Genomic DNA, 18,521 nt, shown 5'->3' with positions numbered 1-18,521 from the left:
AACTGCCAGGCATCAAATTTAGTGTGCTGATATGGCTCAGTTGGTAGAGCGCACCCTTGGTAAGGGTGAGGTCCCCAGTTCGACTCTGGGTATCAGCACCAGTTATGGCATGAGTTCGGTTTAAAAGAATTTGCCTGGCGGCAACAGCGCGGTGGTCCCACCTGACCCCATGCCGAACTCAGAAGTGAAACGCCGTAGCGCCGATGGTAGTGTGGGGCCTCCCCATGCGAGAGTAGGGAACTGCCAGGCATCAAACACGAAAGCCCTGAACATCTGTTCAGGGCTTTTTTGTTTTCCGCGGTGACCTTTAGCGCAATAAAAACCCTCAATAAAATCCACAGACATAAAAAAGCCCCTGCCAGGCTGGCAAGGGCTGAATAATGCGGCTAATCGTGTTCGCTTAGTGGATAACCTGCGACAGAAACGCCCGGGTCCGCTCGGATTTCGGATTCGCAAAGAACTCTTCCGGCGGCGCCATCTCCACGATTTCACCGCGATCCATAAAGATCACCCGATCGGCAACCGTGCGCGCAAAGCCCATCTCATGCGTCACACACAGCATCGTCATTCCGTCTTCCGCCAGACCGATCATGGTATCCAGCACCTCTTTAACCATCTCAGGATCGAGCGCGGAGGTGGGTTCATCGAATAACATAATCTTCGGCTTCATACACAGCGAACGGGCGATGGCCACGCGCTGCTGCTGACCGCCAGAGAGCTGCCCGGGAAACTTATGAGCATGCTCAGCAATGCGCACGCGCTGCAGATAGTGCATCGCCAGTTCTTCGGCCTCTTTCTTTGGCATCTTGCGTACCCACATCGGAGCCAGCGTGCAGTTCTGCAGAACGGTCAGATGCGGGAAGAGATTGAAGTGCTGAAATACCATGCCGACTTCAGTGCGCACGCGTTCAATATTGCGTACATCATCATTCAGGTGGATGCCGTCTACGACAATCCGTCCCTGCTGATGCTCTTCCAGATGGTTGATGCAGCGAATGGTGGTAGATTTACCGGAACCCGAAGGGCCGCACAGCACGATACGCTCGCGCGGTTTCACCTGCAGGTTGATATCTTTCAGCACGTGGAACTGCCCGTACCATTTGTTCACGTTTTCGAGCGTAATCATCATGGCGTTAGCCGCCGTTGTCATTGTTTGTGTCATGTAAAACCTCAGTGCGATTTACGCCCGGTGTGGAAGCGCTTCTCCAGATACTGGCTATAGCGCGACATGCTAAAACAGAAAATCCAGTAAACCAGTGCAGCGAAGACATAACCTTCGGTCGACATACCCAGCCATGTAGGGTCGACGGTTGCCTGCTGCACGCTACTGAACAGATCGAACAGGCCGATGATGATCACCAGGCTGGTATCTTTAAACAGCGCGATGATGGTGTTCACCAGACCGGGAATGGTCAGCTTGAGCGCCTGCGGTAAAATCACCAGCGCCTGGGTTTTCCAGTAGCCGAGCGCCAGCGACTCTGCCGCTTCGTACTGGCCTTTAGGCAGGGCCTGCAGCCCGCCACGTACCACTTCGGCGACATACGCCGACTGGAACAGGATCACGCCAACCAGCGCACGCACCAGTTTGTCTATCGTGGTGCCCTCCGCCATAAACAGCGGCAGCATCACTGAAGACATGAACAGCACGGTAATCAGCGGTACGCCACGCCAGAACTCAATGAAAATCACTGACAGGGTGCGCACCACCGGCATTTTAGAGCGACGGCCCAGCGCCAGCAGAATGCCGAGCGGCAGCGCCCCGGCAATGCCGACAGATGCGATAATCAGCGTCAGCGTCAGGCCGCCCCACTGGCGCGTTTCCACGCGGTCCAGCCCGAAATAGCCGCCATACAGCAGCAGCCAGACGACGACCGGATAGATCACCGCCCAGCAGGCGATATAGCGGCCGCGGCGCGGCATGGATTTGATAAACATCGGCACAATCGACAGCAGGCCAATCACCAGCGCCAGATTGATGCGCCAGCGCAGCTCATGCGGATAGAGCCCGTACATGAACTGGCCAAAGCGCGCGTGGATAAAGACCCAGCAGGCGCCCGCTTTCGTACAGTCCGCACGGGTTTCGCCAATCCAGTTAGCCTGGAAGATCAACCAGTTCAGCGCCGGCGGGATAACGCTCCAGATAATCCACAGGCTGAGTAACGTGAGCAGCGTATTCAGCCAGCTGGAGAACAGGTTTTTACGCGCCCAGAGCCAGGCTTTACCCAGTGGATTGCCCGACACCGGCGGCGTTTCGTGTGTGGTCACAGACATAATGGTTCCGTTCTCTTAACGCTCAACCAGCGCAATTTTGCGGTTATAGAGGTTCATCAGCAGCGAAATGAGCAGACTGATAATCAGATAAACCGCCATGGTGATGGCAATGGTTTCAATTGCCTGGCCGGTCTGATTCAGTACGGTGCCAGCAAACAGCGACACCATATCCGGATAGCCGATAGCGGCCGCCAGCGAGGAGTTTTTTACGATGTTAAGGTACTGGCTGGTGAGCGGCGGGATAATCACGCGCATCGCCTGCGGAATGATCACCTGACGCAGTGTAACCGGGTTGGGCAGCCCGAGCGAACGTGCCGCTTCGCTCTGACCATGCGGTACTGACTGAATCCCGGCGCGAATTACCTCAGCAATAAAGGAAGAGGTGTAGATCGACAGTGCCAGCGTCAGCGCTGCCAGTTCCGGAATCATGGCAAAGCCACCGCGGAAGTTGAAACCGCGCAGCTCGGGCACATCCCAGTGCGTGGCGGCACCAAACAGCGTATGGGCGATCAGCGGCAGCAGCACAATTAAACCGGCCGCAGCGGGCCAGGTGCGGCGCAGCTGACCGGTTTTCAGCTGATGCTTGCGGTTAAAGCGGAACAGCGCGGCGCTGGCGGCGATGGCAATCGCCAGCGCGATCAGGAATGGCCAGGTGCCGGGTGCATACTCCGGCCACGGTATATACAAACCGCGGTTGCTGACAAAAGCCAGATCGAACGCGTTCAGTGCCTGACGCGGGCCCGGCAGATTGCGCAGCACGGCAAAGTACCAGAAGAAGATTTGCAGCAGCGGCGGGATATTACGGAACGTCTCGATATAAATGGTCGACAGCTTGCGCAGCAGCCAGTTATCCGACAGGCGCGCCAGACCGATGGCGAAGCCGAGGATGGAGGCGAAGACAATACAGAGCGCGGAGACCAGCAGGGTGTTGGTTAACCCGACCATAAACACGCGCGCGTAGGTATCGCCTTCGCTGTAATCGATCAGATGCTGGACGATGCCGAAACCGGCGTTGCGCTCAAGAAAGCCAAAGCCGGAGGTGATACCGCGATTGGCAAGGTTGATCACCGTGTTGTGGATCAGATAACCCACCACAGCAAACACCGCCACAATCGCGACAATCTGGTAAAGCCAGGCGCGAACCGTAGGATTACCGAACGAAAAATCCCTTTTCACGGTTGGGCGTTGCGACATGTTAAAACCTCAGTGAAGAATACGCGTGGGCACCGCAGGATGCGGTGCCCGACTGGCAGAAAACGATTAACGCACTGGCGGAGCGTACTGGATGCCGCCCTGGTTCCAGAGCGCATTCTGGCCACGTGCAATTTTCAGCGCGCTGTCTTTACCGACGTTACGATCGAAAACTTCCTGATAGTTACCAACCTGTTTGATGATGTTGTACGCCCATTTGTTGTCGAGCTTCAGGTCTTTACCGAAATCACCTTCAGCGCCCAGCAGGTGTGCCATATCTGGCGTGGTAGGTTTCGCCGCCATCTCATCGACGTTCTTCGAGCTGATGCCCATCTCTTCGGCATTCAGCATGGCGAACAGCGACCATTTCACGATGGTGAACCAGTCATCATCACCGCGACGGACGACCGGGCCCAGCGGCTCTTTCGAAATCACTTCTGGCAGTACGATAAAGTCATCCGGCTTGCCCAGCTTGATGCGCAGCGCATACAGCTGTGACTGGTCAGAAGAGAGGGTATCGCAGCGGCCGCTATCCAGCGCTTTGGCAGACTCATCAGAGCGGTCGAAGGTGACCGGCGTGTACTGCATTTTGTTAGCTTTAAAGTAGTCGGCCACGTTCAGCTCGGTATCGGTACCGGCCTGGATACACACGGTGGCACCATCCAGCTCTTTGGCACTTTTCAGACCGGCTTTCTTATGGGTCAGGAAGCCGATGCCGTCATAATAGTTTACGCCGGCGAACAGGAAGCCCATGCCGCCATCGCGTGATGAGGTCCAGGTGGTGTTACGCGACAGGATATCCACCTCGCCTGACTGCAGCGCAGTGAAGCGCTCTTTGGCGGTCAGCGGGGTGTATTTTACTTTGCTGGCATCGCCGAAGACCGCAGCGGCAGCGGCGCGGCACACGTCAACATCGATACCGGTGAATTTGCCGCTGGCGTCAGCGTAGGAGAACCCTGGCAGACCATCGCTGATACCGCACTGTATAAACCCTTTCTTCTTAATGGCGTCCAGCGTGGTGCCTGCGTGCGCCTGCTGGGTCACGGCGAACAGCGAGGCGGCAGCAATCAGGGTGGAAAGCATCATCTTTTTCATAAAGCATCCTGTGTGGCGAGATCGTGTGTTGTTATGTTTGCGCGCACTTTACTGTGCGCTTATTTCTTTCTGTGGCGTTTAGCCATCCACGACACTGCAAAGCTGATGCCAGGTTTGCAGAATCCTGAATTCACTGGAAAGATCTTTTAATAAACGGACGTATCCGGAAAGTTGTCGCTACTATCGCGCACCAAAAGGCAGCATGACGAGTCGCCACGATCACAAATAGTGCAAAAAGTTTCACTATATGGAAGCAGTGTGAGCTAACGCTCATGAACAGGTGTACGGCAAAGTGGAATTACCGCTGAAGCGGTTCAGGATCACAAACAAAGCGGGCTGAGGGGCGAGCGGGAGGTTTTTTTCTGCGCAAAAACAGGGCAGGGCAGCGGCCCTGAGAGAGATGAGCTATCACGCCGGCGATTGCAACTATCGTTACCATTTTGACGATAATCGTTTCACGCGGTGTTAACAGGCGGGAAATACAAACAAAAACGCCAGCCCAAAGGCTGGCGTTATCGCAGCAAGGAACCAGAACGCTTAGTTCATGCCGTATTTTTTCAGCTTCTTACGCAGCGTACCGCGGTTGATGCCCATCATCAGGGCAGCGCGGGTCTGGTTGCCACGGGTATACTGCATCACCATGTCCAACAGAGGCTGCTCGACTTCAGCCAGTACCAGCTCATACAGGTCACTTACATCCTGACCGTTCAGTTGAGCAAAATAGTTCTTCAGTGCCTGTTTAACCGAATCACGCAGAGGCTTTTGCGTCACCTGATCCTGTGAGTTAACGGTAGAAACGGTCAGTACGTCAGAATTTACGCGTTGTTCGAACATAGTTCTTTCAGCTCTTTATTTCGTTTACGCAAGATTTTCGAAGTATGCCTCCAACGCCTCCAGCTGTTCGCTGGCATCCTCTATGGCGTTGAATGTGCGCCGAAACTGGTCGTCAGGGGCACTTTCCTGCAAATACCAGGAAACGTGTTTTCGGGCAATACGGTATCCCTTGCGCTGACCGTAAAAGTCGTGCAGCTCCCGTATGTGTCCAATCAGCATATGCTTCACTTCAGCCAGCGGCTTCGGTGCCAGCAGCTCCCCTGTGTCCAGATAATGCTGGATTTCCCGGAAGATCCACGGTCTTCCCTGAGCAGCGCGTCCCACCATCAGAGCATCGGCTCCGGTGTAGTCGAGCACTGCCCTGGCTTTGTGCGGGTCAGTAATGTCACCATTCGCGATAATCGGAATAGCGACGCTCTGCTTAACTGTCCGAATGCTGTCGTATTCAGCTTGCCCTTCAAACAAACAGGCGCGCGTGCGGCCATGAATGGTCAGGGCCTGAATACCACAGCGTTCAGCCAATTGGGCAATCTCTACACAATTACGATTTTCTTTGTCCCAGCCGGTGCGAATCTTCAGCGTAACCGGTACATCGACTGCGTTCACCACCGCACGGAGGATTGACTCCACCAGCTGCGGATGCTGCAGCAGCGCTGAACCTGCCATCTTACGATTCACTTTTTTAGCCGGGCAGCCCATGTTGATGTCGATAACCTGTGCACCGGACGCAACATTAATACGCGCGGCGGCGGCCATCTCATCGGGATCGCAACCCGCAATTTGCACGGCGCGAATACCGGGCTCGTCACTATGCACCATACGCAAACGCGATTTGTCACTGGCCCAGACTTCCGGGTTCGATGACAGCATCTCGGAGACAGTCATACCGGCGCCGTTGTCATAACACAGGGTGCGAAATGGCTTGTCGGATACTCCGGCCATAGGCGCAGCGATGAGTCGATTACGTAGCTGGTGATGTCCAATGCGCATGAAAAAGAAGTGACCCTAACTGTTCGCAAGGCGGCGTATATTACGCATTTTTTCCGGAAGATGAAAGGCCAAACTTTGAACAATTCGCCGTTTAAGATCAGGGAAATGGGGCTTAGCAGCGGGGTATTCATCATTACTTGTTTAAATTCAGTGTATTACAAAAATACGCTGAAATTGTGAGCAAAAGTTTTTCCAAAAATATGCGCTGAATCACAACATAAAAACCGCCACTTCCGCGAATCGGCAAGAGAAATGGCGGTGATTTGATTGAAAAGTGAACGGTTTATTTACGTTTGGTGAGTATTTCGTTACTCAACCACCAGCCGGCCATTGAGCGGCTGCACCGGGCGGCTGTTACCGTGTTCGCCCAGCACCGCGCTGAAGGCCTGCAGCTGCTGTGCGGAAGCCGTTACCGGTTGCTTCATCACCAGCCAGCGCACGCCTTCACTGCACGGTGGCGTGGTGAGTGAACCGCTGAAGCGGTAGTAACGGCGATCGGCGGGCAGCAGTGGCGTAATATCGACATCCTGCTGCAGCGTAGCCGGCTGATTGACCTGCGCCGGCAGCGTATCCAGCAGCGTCGTCAGCACCGGATTTGCCGCACCGGCTTCGAACATCACCCCGATCACCGCCAGCTGCTGCTGCTCGTCACTGAATACAAAGTGGCCCTCAAGCGGATAGCGTTTGCCGTCGATCAGGTTTTCGCTCGGGGTGTGGAAGTGAAACTGCTTCAGCGTGAAGGTCTCGCCGTCCAGCGTCAGCGTATCACCCTGCTGCAGGTTGATCTGCACGGTGTGGCCGTTGTTAACAATGGCGGCCTGGCGCGCCTGCAGTTCCAGCGTCAGCGCCGGCAGACTGGCATGCAGCGCCTGGCGAATATCAATCGGCGACTGATTCACGCCCTGCTTGCAGACGTGAAAATCAGGGGACAGGTCGCCCCACTGCTGTGGCTGAGCATAATCCCAGGCGGCAGCCTGAACGTGAGCAAAAGGCGCTGCTGCCAGCAGCAGAGCGATCAGTGTGTGTTTGCTTTTCATCATCATTTATTCACTAAGCGATATATCAATGTTATGTGCCGCGCACGGCACGGTTAACAGGGATAGCGCTATCGCCTGGTGCAGCAGTCTACTGATTTCAATGTAAAGAAACGGCAGGAAAACGGGGCTGGCGGGGATTTGAGACAGGTCTCAGGCGGGCGAAATCGGGCCAGCAGTTGCTGGCCCATGCGTCGGTTAGCGGCGCACGCCAGTGATGCGGCACCACTCCTCTTTTTCCGCCACGGCGTCCAGCGCAAAACGCTCCGCATAGGCTTCACACACGCTTTCCGCCTGGCTGGCCAGCACGCCGGACAGACCAAGATGGCCGCCGGCTTTCGGCAGCACGCTAATCAGCGGCGCCAGTTCGCGCAGCGGACCGGCGAGGATATTGGCGACCACCACATCCGCCTGCAGGTTTTCCGGCTGCTGGTGCGGCAGATACAGCGACAGGCGGTCGGCCACGCCGTTGCGTTCGGCGTTATCCCGGCTGGCCTGGATCGCCTGCGGATCGATATCAATGCCGATCGCCTGGGCTGCACCGAGTTTCAGCGCGGCGATGGCCAGAATGCCGGAGCCACAGCCGAAATCGATCACCGTTTTGCCCTGCAGATCGAGGCCATCCAGCCAGCTCAGGCACAGCGACGTGGTGGGATGGGTGCCGGTACCAAAGGCCAGACCGGGATCAAGCATCACGTTGACTGCATCCGGATCCGGCACGTCGCGCCAGCTGGGGCAGATCCACAGGCGTTCACCGAAGCGCATCGGATGGAAGTTATCCATCCATTCGCGCTCCCAGTCTTTATCCTCGATCTGTTCGATCTTATGGCGGAAACCCGATCCCAGCAGCGGATGCTGGCTCAGTTCAGCCACTACGTCGTCCATGGCGGTTTCCGCGTCGAACAGGCCAGTCACATCGGTATCGCCCCACAGGCGGGTTTCACCGGGCAGCGGCTCATACACCGGGTTGTCGTGCGTGTCCTGAAAGGTGACTGACACCGCACCGGCGTCCATCAGCGCGTCGCTGAGGGTTTCGGCGTGCTCGCCGGTGCTGTTAATTTTGATTTGAATCCATGGCATAGCGTTTCTCTTTTATTCCAGGGCAGCATCGCGTGCGTCAGGCGCGCTGCCGAACAGATTACCCACCAGGAAGGCCAGCAGGCTTAATGTCAACGATGGCACGATAGGGTGAAAGCCCCACAGTTCGATTTTCAGGCTGGCAAGCAGCGTATAGCATCCGGCTCCCACCAGCATGCCACTGATGGCGCCCGCCGCATTGGCGCGCTCCCAGTACAGTCCCAGCACCAGCGGCCACAGAAAGACCGCTTCAAGGCCACCGAACGCCAGCAGGTTGAGCCAGATAATCATATCTGGCGGATTCCAGGCCGCCAGCAGCAGCAGCAGGCCGAGCACAAAGGTGATGGTGCCGGAGAGCAGCCGCAAACGCGCCTCGTTCTCGCTGTGCTGCGGCGCAATGCGCAGGTAAAGATCTTTGATCAGCGTAGCGGACGATTGCAGCAGCTGCGCATTAATCGTCGACATGATCGCCGCCATTGGCGCCGCGAGGAACACGCCAGCCGCCATGGGTGGCAGCACGGTGATCATCAGCGTCGGGATCACGCGATCCGGAATCGCCAGATCAGGCAGTACCGCGCGGCCGAGTGCGCCGGCCAGATGCATGCCGAGCATCAGTATCACTACCACGATAGTGCCAAGGATAATTCCACGGTGCAGCGCTTTGCTGTCTTTGTAGGAAATACAGCGCACGGCAGTATGCGGCAGCCCAATCACGCCAAAGCACACCAGCACGGCAAACGAGCTGAGGAAGGTCGGATTGATGACGTTGCCGACGCCTTCCGGTGACACCAGCTGCGGATCGATGCTGCGCAGTTTGGTGACCGCCGTTTCCAGTCCACCTGCCTGATGGATGACGGCAAACAGTAGCAGGAAGGTGCCAATCAGCATCACCAGCCCTTGCATGGCATCGTTGAGCACGCTGGCGCGAAAGCCGCCAAACGCGGTATACAGCGCGATGGTGCCGCCAAAAATCAGCAGCCCGGTGTCATAAGGAATACCGGCGGCCGTCTCCAGCAGGCGCGCGCCGCCGATGAACTGTACCGTCATGGCACCAATAAACGCCACCAGCAGGCTGATACTGGCCAGCCAGATGAGCAGCGGACTGCGGTAGCGGCCATACAGCATGTCATTGAGCGTCACCGCGTTGTAGCGTCGTGCCAGAATCGCGAATTTTTTGCCCAGCACGCCGAGCGACAGCCAGACCGCCGGCACCTGGATCATCGCCAGCAGTACCCAGCCCAGCCCGTATTTATACGCCGCGCCCGGCCCGCCAATAAATGAGCTGGCGCTGATGAAAGTGGTGGTGATGGTCATCGCCAGCACAAAACCGCCCATCGAGCGACTGCCGAGGAAATACTCACTCAGGAAGTTGCCGTGGCGCTGTTTGCGCATGGCAAACACCGACAGCCCGGCAATCAGCACCAGATAGGCCAGCAGTGGCAGAATGATTTCAGTTTCCATCGTGGTCCTCCAGAGACATATCGCGGAACACCACGCGCACCATCAGCCAGCACAGGCCAATGAACAGCACGGGCGCGAACACGCAGGAGAACTCAAACCAGCGCGGTAAACCGGTGAAACCGCTTTGTGTGCCGCCGAGCCATGCGGACACGCCCCAGACGGCGAGGTACGCCAGCGTCAGGTACAGCGACCAGCGCGCCTCTTTGTTAGCTTGCAAAAAACGCCCATCCATCATGCAACCTCAAAGGCAACAAAAATGAAAAAGGCCGGTTTAACCGGCCTCTGCATTGCTCTGCGCTGCGCTTACTTCTCGTGCAGGCCGAGTTTTTTCTCCAGATAGTGGATGTTAGTACCACCCTGCTGGAAGTTTTCGTCGGTCATGATGCGCATCTGCAGCTCGACGTTAGTCTTGATGCCGTCGATGATCAGTTCCGCCAGCGCATTTTTCATGCGCGCGATAGCCACGTCACGGTTTTCGCCGTAGGTGATCAGTTTACCAATCATTGAGTCGTAGTACGGCGGCACGCTGTAGCCGGCATAGATGTGCGATTCCCAGCGCACGCCAAAACCGCCTGGCGCGTGGAAACGGGTGATCTTGCCCGGGCTCGGCAGGAAGGTGTTTGGGTCTTCGGCGTTGATACGGCACTCGACCGCATGACCGCGCACCACCACATCTTCCTGTTTGATTGACAGCGGCTGACCGGCAGCAATACGCAGCTGCTCTTTGATCAGGTCGACGCCAGTGATCATCTCGGTGACCGGATGTTCCACCTGAATACGGGTGTTCATCTCGATGAAGTAGAACTCACCGTTTTCATACAGGAACTCGAAGGTACCGGCACCGCGATAGCCGATCTCCACGCAGGCGTTAGAGCAGCGCTCGCCGATGTAGCGACGCAGTTCCGGCGTGATGCCGGGTGCTGGTGCTTCTTCGACCACTTTCTGGTGGCGGCGCTGCATGGAGCAGTCACGTTCGGCCAGATAGATGGCGTTGCCCTGACCGTCGGCCAGAACCTGAATCTCGATGTGGCGTGGATTCTCGAGGAATTTCTCCATGTACACCATGTCGTTGTTGAAAGCCGCTTTGGCTTCCGCTTTCGTCATGTTGATGGACTGCTCAAGATCCTTGTCGCTGCGCACAACGCGCATACCACGACCGCCGCCGCCGCCAGAGGCTTTGATGATCACCGGATAGCCGATGCGCTTAGCGATGGCACGGTTTTTCTCCATGTCGTCGGTCAGCGAACCGTCAGAGCCTGGTACGGTTGGTACGCCGGCTTTTTTCATCGCGTTGATCGCTGACACTTTGTCGCCCATCAGGCGAATGGTGTCGGCTTTCGGACCGATGAAGATAAAGCCAGAGCGCTCAACCTGCTCGGCGAAATCGGCGTTCTCAGAAAGGAAGCCGTAGCCCGGGTGGATCGCAACCGCGCCGGTGATTTCGGCGGCGGAGATCAGCGCCGGGATATTAAGATAACTTTTGACCGACTGCGCCGGGCCGATGCAGACGGTTTCGTCCGCCAGCAGCACGTGCTTCAGGTCGCGGTCTGCCGTGGAGTGTACCGCCACAGTCTTGATGCCCAGTTCTTTACAGGCACGCAGAATGCGCAGCGCAATCTCACCACGGTTAGCAATGACAATTTTATCCAGCATGCTTCGCCTCGTTATTCGATGACGACCAGCGGCTCGTCGAATTCAACCGGCTGGCCGCTTTCCACCAGGATCGCCTTCACAACGCCGGATTTATCGGCTTCGATCTGGTTCATCATTTTCATCGCTTCAACGATGCACAGGGTGTCGCCAGCGTTCACTTTCTGACCCACTTCCACAAACGCTTTGGCGTCCGGGCTTGGGGTGCGATAGAAGGTACCGACCATCGGCGAACGCACGATGTGGCCGCTGACTTCAGGTTTAGCCGCTTCTGCAGCGACAGGCGCAGCAGCAGGTGCAACCGCAGCAGCCAGCGCAGGCTGTGGAGCCGGAACAGCATAAGCCTGCTGCATCATAGGGTAACCGACATTGGCAGGTGAACGGCTGATGCGAACTGACTCTTCGCCTTCAGAGATTTCCAGCTCAGCGATGCCGGACTCTTCAACCAGTTCGATCAGTTTCTTAATTTTACGAATATCCATGAGTGTGGTTCCGTACTCTGTTTAATTGGAATGTGACAGGCGTTTTACGGCCGTTTGTAAAGCCCACGAGTAGCCGTCGGCGCCCAGTCCGCAGATGACGCCGGCAGATACATCGGAAAGATAGGAGTGATGTCGGAACGGTTCGCGTGCATGCACATTTGAGAGATGCACCTCAATAAAAGGAATGCTAACCGCCAACAGCGCATCGCGCAGGGCAACGCTGGTGTGCGTAAACGCAGCCGGGTTGATGATGATGTAATCGACGTTGCCGCGGGCTTCGTGAATACGATCAATCAGCTGGTATTCCGCATTCGATTGCAAATGACTCAATTTCACATGGTGCTGGTCGGCCTGTTGCGTCAGATCGCTGACAATCTGCGCCAGCGTGGTGTGACCATACTTGTCAGGCTCGCGCGTTCCCAACAGGTTCAGGTTGGGTCCGTTTAACAGCAGTATGTGAAATTTATGCGCCATCTTGCGGCTATCTCCTGCAATCAGTGAGGCATCGCGTAAAATACCGCGACATCCTTCATTTGTCACTCTTCAGAGTGAAAAAGAAGACTTCGCTTGCAATAAAGCCGGGCATTATATCCGTTTCGAGGCAATTCGCAGCAAAATACTGGTCTTATCTGCGAAGTTGATCCGGCGAGGCCCGAAGGCCACACCTTTTAACAGATCTCGCAGCAGGAAAACAACCTTGCGGGGATTATCGGCGCAGAAGTTTACGCAACTTATTGTAACGCCAGCCTAACAGCGCCAGCGCCAGTAGTGCATAAATCCACGGCTGCGGTGACAGCACTTTCACTGACCAAAGATAGTGGACAGGCGCGAGGATCGCGACCAGATAGATGCCGTTGTGCAGCGTTTGCCAGCGGCGTCCCAGTTTGCGCTGGGCGCGCTGAAAAGAGGTGATGGCGAGAGCAAACAGAATAATCCAGCTGATCATGCCCAGTAACAAATAGGGGCGCGAGACAATCTCACTGCCGAGTAATCGCAGATGATCGTAGCCCAGTTCCAGCAGATAGTAGCTGGTGAGATGCAGACAGGCCCAGGCAAAGCACCATAGGCCGAGCAGCCGGCGGGTACGAATCAGCAGCGGCTGCTTCAGATAACGCGTCAGCGGGCTCACCAGCAGCGTCGCCAGCAGCAGCTTCAGCGCCATGCGGCCGGTAAAATGCTGGATATCTTTCGCCGGATCGGCGCTCAGCCAGCCCTGATTTGCCGCCAGAAACAGGTACACCAGCGGCAGAAACGCCGCCAGATGCAGCACCACTTTCAGCAGCGTAACGTGGCGTAATGTCAGGCGCACTCAGTAGTTCTCCCGTAAATCGAGACCGCGATACAGCGAGGCCACCTCTTTAGCATAACCGTTGAACAGCAGCGTCGGCTGGCGTTCCACCTTGAGAATGCCGCCCGCACCGATAAAGCGCTCAGTAGCCTGCGACCAGCGCGGGTGGTTGACGTGCGGATTCACGTTAGCGTAGAAGCCATACTCGTTAGCGGCGATCTGGCTCCAGGTGGTGGGCGGACGATCGTGCGTCAGGGTAATTTTGACGATCGACTTAATCCCTTTGAAGCCATATTTCCACGGCACCGTCAGGCGAATCGGCGCGCCGTTTTGCGGCGGCAGCGCTTTGCCGTAAACGCCGGTGCTGAGCAGCGTCAGCGGATGCATCGCTTCGTCCAGCCGCAAGCCTTCAACATAGGGATAATCCAGCCCGCCGCCGATAAAGCGGTCCTTTTGTCCTGGCATCTGATCGGGCGCGTATAGCGTCTGGAAGGCGACATAGCGGGCATTGCTGGTGGGTTCAGCCAGCTTCAGCAGCTTGTTGAGTTCAAAGCCTACCCAGGGAATCACCATCGACCAGGCCTCAACGCAGCGCATGCGATAGATACGCTGCTCCATGGCGAAGCGTTTGAAGATGTCGTCCATATCCAGCGTCATCGGCTTCGCCACTTCGCCCTCAATGCGCAATTGCCACGGGTCGGTTTTCAGCGTGCCGGCATTGGCGGCAGGATCGGCTTTGTCGAGACCAAATTCGTAGAAGTTGTTGTAGCCAGCGACTTTATCAAACGGCGTCAGCGGCAGGTCCGCCTGCCACTGGGCCGGTTTACTGAACTGCAGATCGCGTCCGGCAGGCGCCGGCGGCCTGTCATTGCCCTTAAACCAGCTCAGCACATCGGCCTGTGCGCCGCCGGGCAGGCTGGCCGCGGCAGCGCCAAGCCCCAGCGCTTTCAGCACCTGGCGGCGGCGCAGATTAAAAATGCTTTCCGGCGTAACATCGGCTTCGGTAAGGATGTGCGTGCGCTTCATGGCGTTCTCCGGCAAATCGATTAACTGCAGCTAGCATGATCAAACGCTGCCCGGCGCGCCACTTTCGCTGGCAAAATGTGAAATTTCCTGGCCGGTGCGTTCTGTTGAGAATAGGCCGAAAAAGCCGCCCCGGAAGGCAGCGCTGCACACTTTGACGTTATACTCGCGCCGCAGGGTGGCGAAACCCGCCGCCGGGCGGGCGCTGATTTGGATCGGTAATTGTGATAATTTGCTCAGGTTTGCACCAGCGCGGCTGGCGCGAACCGTTGGCTGGCGTTCATAAACCGCAGTGATACAGGCACAGGGATGCGATTAACAACCAAGTTTTCTGCGTTTATTACCTTATTAAGCTTACTGGCGATGTTACTGATGCTGGTAGGCTGCGCTTTTAGTTTTATCTGGCTGTCGCAGCAGCGCGTAGAGAACCGTGTACAGACGCTGGCGACGGAAGTCGATAAAGCGCTGGCAAACCAGTCACCGCAGGAACTGACGCAGTGGCTGACGCGCCTGATGCCCGTCATCAATGCCGAACAGCTGGAACTGCATCACGATGATACCGTGCTGTTCCGCCTCGCGCGTCATGAAAATCCGATGCTGGAAGACGAGCCCAATCGTTTCATTCAACTGGATGTGCCGCTGGTGCACGCGCCGGGCATGGCGCTGCGCGTGGTGGTGCTCGATCCCGCCAAAACCTGGTTCCGCTCGTTCACCGGTGCCTACACGCTGATTATCCTGCTGACGGTGGTGGCGATCATGTCGGCACTGCTGGTGATGACGCACCGCTGGCTTAACCGCAGCTGGCAGCATATGGAGCGGCTGGAGGCGCGCGCGGAGCGTATTCTGGCTGGCGAGCGCGCGCCGCGCAGCGATACCATCGCCGAATGGCCGCCGAAAGCCAGCCGCGCTATCGATCTGCTGCTGGGGGATTTACAGGAAGCCGGTGAGCAGCGTCTGCGTATCGACACCTTAATCCGCACCTTTGCCGCGCAGGATTCGCGCACCGGCCTGAATAATCGCCTGTTTTTCGATAACCAGCTGGCCACGTTGCTGGAAGACCAGGAAGACGTTGGCACACACGGTGTGGTGATGATGGTGCGGCTGCCGGACCTCGACACCCTGCATGAAACCCTCGGACCGACGCTGGTCGATGAATACCTGTTCGACCTGGTAAACATGCTCTCCACCTTCGTGCTGCGCTATCCGGGTGCGCTGCTGGCGCGCTATTTCCGCAGCGACTTTGCCGTACTGCTGCCGCACCGCACTTTGAAAGAGGCCAACAGCATTGCCGACCAGCTGATCAACGCGGTGGATTCGCTGCCGCCGATGCGCATGGTGGATCGCGATGATCTGATCCACATTGGCATCAGCGCCTGGCGCAGCGGCGAGTCGGTGTCGCAGGTGATGGAGAATGTCGAACTGGCCACGCGCCGGGCGGCGCTGCAGGGCGGCAACAACTGGTCGGTGGGCGAGGGCAATACGCTGGAGATGGGGCGCGGCAGCGTGCGCTGGCGCACCCTGCTGGAAAACACCGTAAACCGCGGCGGCCCGCGTCTGTACCAGAAACCGGCGGTGCTGCTGGACGGCAAAGTGCATCACCGTGAAATGCTGGCGCGCGTGTTCGACGGCGATAAAGAGGTGGTGTCGGCAGAATTCATGCCGCTGGTGCTGCAGCTTGGCATGGCCGACAGCTGGGATCGCCAGCTGGTCATGCGTATTGCGGCGCTGTCGGAGGTCTGGCCGGATGAAACGCTGGCGCTGCCGGTGAATATCGATTCGCTGCTGCAACGGCCGTTCCAGCGCTGGCTGCAAAAATTGCTGCTGCAGTGCAGTAAATCGCAAAGAAAACGATTTTTATTTGAACTTGCTGAGGCGGATGTTTGTCAACACATCAATCGTTTAGTGCCGGTTTTCCGTATGCTGACCGCGTTTGGCTGTCGGATTGCGGTAGATCAGGCCGGATTAACGGTAGTGAGTAGCGCTTACATCAAGCAGTTCCCGATTGAGCTGATCAAGCTCGACCCGGGTCTGATTCGCAACATTGAGCGCCGTACAGAAAATCAGCTGTTCGTGCAAAGTTTGCTGGAGGTGTGTAAATCCACGCCCACCAAAGTCTTTGCCGCCGGAGTACGCACGCGCGCGGAGTGGCAAACGCTGGCCGGGCTGGGCGTCGCGGGCGGCCAGGGCGACTTTTTTGCTCCTTCGCTGCCGGTGAACAGTAACGTGAAGAAACACTCACAACGTTACCGGATTTAGCGCGTCAGCCACAGATACGGCAGCAGGCGGCTATTTTTCGCCTTTATGCCGTGCGCAGCCGGCGCGATCGGCGGCGGGAAATGTTAGATTTTATGTCGGAATTCACCCGCGACCGGCGGGTGAATTTGCGTTTAGAGCGGCAGCTTAGCGCCGTTTAACGCCGGTGTCGGACGGCAGCACCGCCGCGAAAAATTATTCAGCCTGGTTTTTCACCGAAGCAGAACGTTTTTGCGCCTTGTAGCGGCTTCGCGTGGTTGGTAAAGTAGGCGGATTTTATTTTCCGCCCCCAGCTTGCAGGATTATCCCTTAGTATGTTTAAAAAATTTCGTGGCATGTTTTCCAATGACTTGTCCATTGACCTGGGTACCGCGAATACCCTGATTTACGTAAAAGGACAAGGCATCGTGCTGAACGAGCCTTCTGTGGTTGCCATTCGTCAGGATCGCGCCGGCTCCCCAAAGAGCGTAGCGGCTGTTGGTCATGATGCAAAGCAGATGCTTGGCCGTACGCCGGGTAACATCGCAGCAATCCGTCCGATGAAAGATGGCGTTATCGCCGACTTCTTCGTGACTGAAAAAATGCTCCAGCACTTCATCAAGCAAGTGCACAGCAACAGCTTTATGCGCCCCAGCCCACGCGTGCTGGTGTGCGTGCCGGTCGGTGCGACCCAGGTTGAGCGTCGTGCCATCCGCGAATCGGCGCAGGGCGCCGGTGCCCGTGAAGTGTTCCTGATTGAAGAACCCATGGCCGCAGCAATCGGCGCGGGTCTGCCAGTGTCAGAAGCGACCGGCTCGATGGTGGTGGATATCGGTGGCGGTACGACCGAAGTCGCGGTTATCTCCCTGAACGGCGTGGTTTACTCTTCTTCTGTGCGTATTGGTGGCGATCGCTTCGATGAAGCTATCATTAACTACGTGCGCCGTAATTACGGCTCGCTGATTGGTGAAGCCACCGCTGAGCGTATCAAGCATGAGATCGGTTCTGCTTATCCGGGTGACGAAGTGCGCGAGATCGAAGTGCGCGGCCGTAACCTGGCTGAGGGCGTGCCGCGTGGCTTTACGCTGAACTCGAATGAAATCCTGGAAGCGCTGCAGGAGCCACTGACCGGTATCGTCAGTGCCGTGATGGTCGCGCTGGAGCAGTGCCCGCCGGAGCTGGCGTCTGACATCTCCGAGCGCGGTATGGTGCTGACCGGTGGCGGCGCGCTGCTGCGTAACCTGGATCGTCTGCTGATGGAAGAGACCGGTATTCCGGTGGTAGTCGCAGAAGATCCGCTGACCTGCGTAGCGCGCGGCGGCGGTAAAGCACTGGAAATGATCGACATGCATGGCGGCGATTTGTTCAGCGAGGAGTAATTCCTCTCCGGCTGAGACCGTGGTCAAATTGCGCAGGGAATAGCGACGATACCCAAAATCAGCACAACGGCAGGACGATGACCATCGCATGCCGCACGGCAGCCTCAGCAGCAGGCACCGGGCAGCAGCGGCACAACGTCGTCACTGCGGTTTGCAGGATGCGGGGTAACTGGCGACGCTGCGCACGACGGCGTATAGCGTCCAGCCCTGGAGGCGTGAGTGCTGACACTCACGCTTCTTCCCTGATGTCGAGGAATTCGCAGAATTTATGAAGCCGATTTTTAGCAGGGGACCTTCCCTGCAGTTGCGCCTGTTTCTGGCCGTGATTGTGGCTATCGCGATTATTGTCGCCGACAGCCGGATCAGCACGTTCTCCCAGATCCGCAACTACCTGGACACGTCGGTCAGTCCATTTTACTTCCTGGCCAACGGGCCACGACAGCTTCTTGACGGCGTTTCCGAAACGCTGGCCTCGCGCCAGCAGCTGGAGCTGGAAAACAAAGCGCTGCGCCGT

At 57.1% G+C, this 18,521-nt stretch carries 17 protein-coding genes, 1 tRNA gene, 1 rRNA gene and 1 pseudogene; 5 read left to right on the top strand and 15 right to left on the bottom strand.

Features of this window, described 5'->3' with window-relative positions:
* The first annotated feature begins 25 nt into the window (after nt 1-25).
* Together ERD80_RS13905 and rrf are read left to right on the top strand one after the other, a co-directional pair.
* Nucleotides 26-101 (top strand) — tRNA-Thr (locus ERD80_RS13905).
* 32 nt (nt 102-133) lie between these two features.
* A 5S ribosomal RNA gene (rrf, locus tag ERD80_RS13900) occupies nt 134-249 on the top strand.
* Nucleotides 250-400: 151 nt separating this feature from the next.
* Here rrf and ERD80_RS13895 read toward each other — a convergent pair.
* The 15 genes from ERD80_RS13895 to msrP all read right to left on the bottom strand — a co-directional run bounded on the left by ERD80_RS13895 (nt 401) and on the right by msrP (nt 14,399).
* Nucleotides 401-1,162 (bottom strand): amino acid ABC transporter ATP-binding protein, encoded by a 762-nt coding sequence (locus tag ERD80_RS13895; RefSeq protein WP_058759889.1) that lies wholly within the window; start codon nt 1,160-1,162, stop codon nt 401-403.
* 8 nt (nt 1,163-1,170) lie between these two features.
* A complete protein-coding gene (locus ERD80_RS13890) occupies nt 1,171-2,271 on the bottom strand; it encodes an amino acid ABC transporter permease (protein ID WP_058759888.1) in 1,101 nt (366 codons plus the stop codon).
* Between the two features lie 15 nt (nt 2,272-2,286).
* Nucleotides 2,287-3,465, bottom strand: coding sequence for an amino acid ABC transporter permease (locus ERD80_RS13885; protein WP_021508165.1), 1,179 nt, complete (start codon nt 3,463-3,465; stop codon nt 2,287-2,289).
* A 66-nt stretch (nt 3,466-3,531) separates the two neighbouring features.
* On the bottom strand, nt 3,532-4,557 hold the full coding sequence (locus tag ERD80_RS13880) for an amino acid ABC transporter substrate-binding protein (RefSeq protein WP_058759887.1): 1,026 nt from the start codon (nt 4,555-4,557) through the stop codon (nt 3,532-3,534).
* 537 nt (nt 4,558-5,094) lie between these two features.
* Entirely contained in the window at nt 5,095-5,391 is a 297-nt protein-coding gene (fis, locus tag ERD80_RS13875; RefSeq protein ID WP_003855228.1) for a DNA-binding transcriptional regulator Fis, read from the bottom strand.
* Between the two features lie 24 nt (nt 5,392-5,415).
* Nucleotides 5,416-6,381 carry a tRNA dihydrouridine synthase DusB gene (dusB, locus tag ERD80_RS13870; protein ID WP_040679767.1) on the bottom strand — a complete coding sequence of 322 codons (966 nt, stop codon included), beginning with the start codon at nt 6,379-6,381 and terminating at the stop codon, nt 5,416-5,418.
* Between the two features lie 308 nt (nt 6,382-6,689).
* Entirely contained in the window at nt 6,690-7,418 is a 729-nt protein-coding gene (locus ERD80_RS13865; RefSeq protein WP_031279827.1) for a carbonic anhydrase family protein, read from the bottom strand.
* A gap of 195 nt (nt 7,419-7,613) precedes the next feature.
* Entirely contained in the window at nt 7,614-8,495 is an 882-nt protein-coding gene (gene prmA / locus ERD80_RS13860; RefSeq protein WP_058759886.1) for a 50S ribosomal protein L11 methyltransferase, read from the bottom strand.
* A 12-nt stretch (nt 8,496-8,507) separates the two neighbouring features.
* A complete protein-coding gene (gene panF, locus ERD80_RS13855) occupies nt 8,508-9,953 on the bottom strand; it encodes a sodium/pantothenate symporter (RefSeq protein WP_136547284.1) in 1,446 nt (481 codons plus the stop codon).
* Nucleotides 9,943-10,185 (bottom strand): YhdT family protein, encoded by a 243-nt coding sequence (locus tag ERD80_RS13850; RefSeq protein ID WP_021508159.1) that lies wholly within the window; start codon nt 10,183-10,185, stop codon nt 9,943-9,945. The genes panF and ERD80_RS13850 overlap by 11 nt, the downstream gene beginning before the upstream one ends.
* A 71-nt stretch (nt 10,186-10,256) precedes the next feature.
* Nucleotides 10,257-11,606, bottom strand: coding sequence for an acetyl-CoA carboxylase biotin carboxylase subunit (gene accC / locus ERD80_RS13845; protein WP_088516096.1), 1,350 nt, complete (start codon nt 11,604-11,606; stop codon nt 10,257-10,259).
* Nucleotides 11,607-11,617: 11 nt separating this feature from the next.
* Nucleotides 11,618-12,085, bottom strand: a complete 468-nt coding sequence (gene accB, locus ERD80_RS13840; protein ID WP_058759883.1) for an acetyl-CoA carboxylase biotin carboxyl carrier protein — start codon at nt 12,083-12,085, stop codon at nt 11,618-11,620.
* Nucleotides 12,086-12,106: 21 nt separating this feature from the next.
* The gene (gene aroQ / locus ERD80_RS13835) at nt 12,107-12,559 is read right to left on the bottom strand and encodes a type II 3-dehydroquinate dehydratase (RefSeq protein WP_021508156.1); all 453 of its coding nucleotides are present in this window, start codon (nt 12,557-12,559) and stop codon (nt 12,107-12,109) included.
* Between the two features lie 232 nt (nt 12,560-12,791).
* The gene (gene msrQ, locus ERD80_RS13830) at nt 12,792-13,394 is read right to left on the bottom strand and encodes a protein-methionine-sulfoxide reductase heme-binding subunit MsrQ (RefSeq protein WP_021508155.1); all 603 of its coding nucleotides are present in this window, start codon (nt 13,392-13,394) and stop codon (nt 12,792-12,794) included.
* A complete protein-coding gene (msrP, locus tag ERD80_RS13825; protein ID WP_021508154.1) occupies nt 13,395-14,399 on the bottom strand; it encodes a protein-methionine-sulfoxide reductase catalytic subunit MsrP in 1,005 nt (334 codons plus the stop codon).
* A 306-nt stretch (nt 14,400-14,705) separates the two neighbouring features.
* On the opposite strand from msrP, the gene csrD reads away from it, so the two are divergent.
* The 3 genes and pseudogenes from csrD to ERD80_RS13810 all read left to right on the top strand — a co-directional run.
* The gene (gene csrD / locus ERD80_RS13820) at nt 14,706-16,652 is read left to right on the top strand and encodes an RNase E specificity factor CsrD (protein WP_136547282.1); all 1,947 of its coding nucleotides are present in this window, start codon (nt 14,706-14,708) and stop codon (nt 16,650-16,652) included.
* Nucleotides 16,653-16,963: 311 nt separating this feature from the next.
* The gene (gene mreB / locus ERD80_RS13815; protein WP_003855260.1) at nt 16,964-18,007 is read left to right on the top strand and encodes a rod shape-determining protein MreB; all 1,044 of its coding nucleotides are present in this window, start codon (nt 16,964-16,966) and stop codon (nt 18,005-18,007) included.
* A 268-nt stretch (nt 18,008-18,275) separates the two neighbouring features.
* Nucleotides 18,276-18,521, top strand: a pseudogene (locus ERD80_RS13810) (rod shape-determining protein MreC); the annotation flags it as partial.

This window comes from Pantoea sp. R102, assembly GCF_004916815.1.
GTDB lineage: Bacteria > Pseudomonadota > Gammaproteobacteria > Enterobacterales > Enterobacteriaceae > Pantoea > Pantoea dispersa.
Note: the sequence above shows the minus strand (reverse complement) of the source record. Positions and strands in the feature narration are given on the sequence as shown.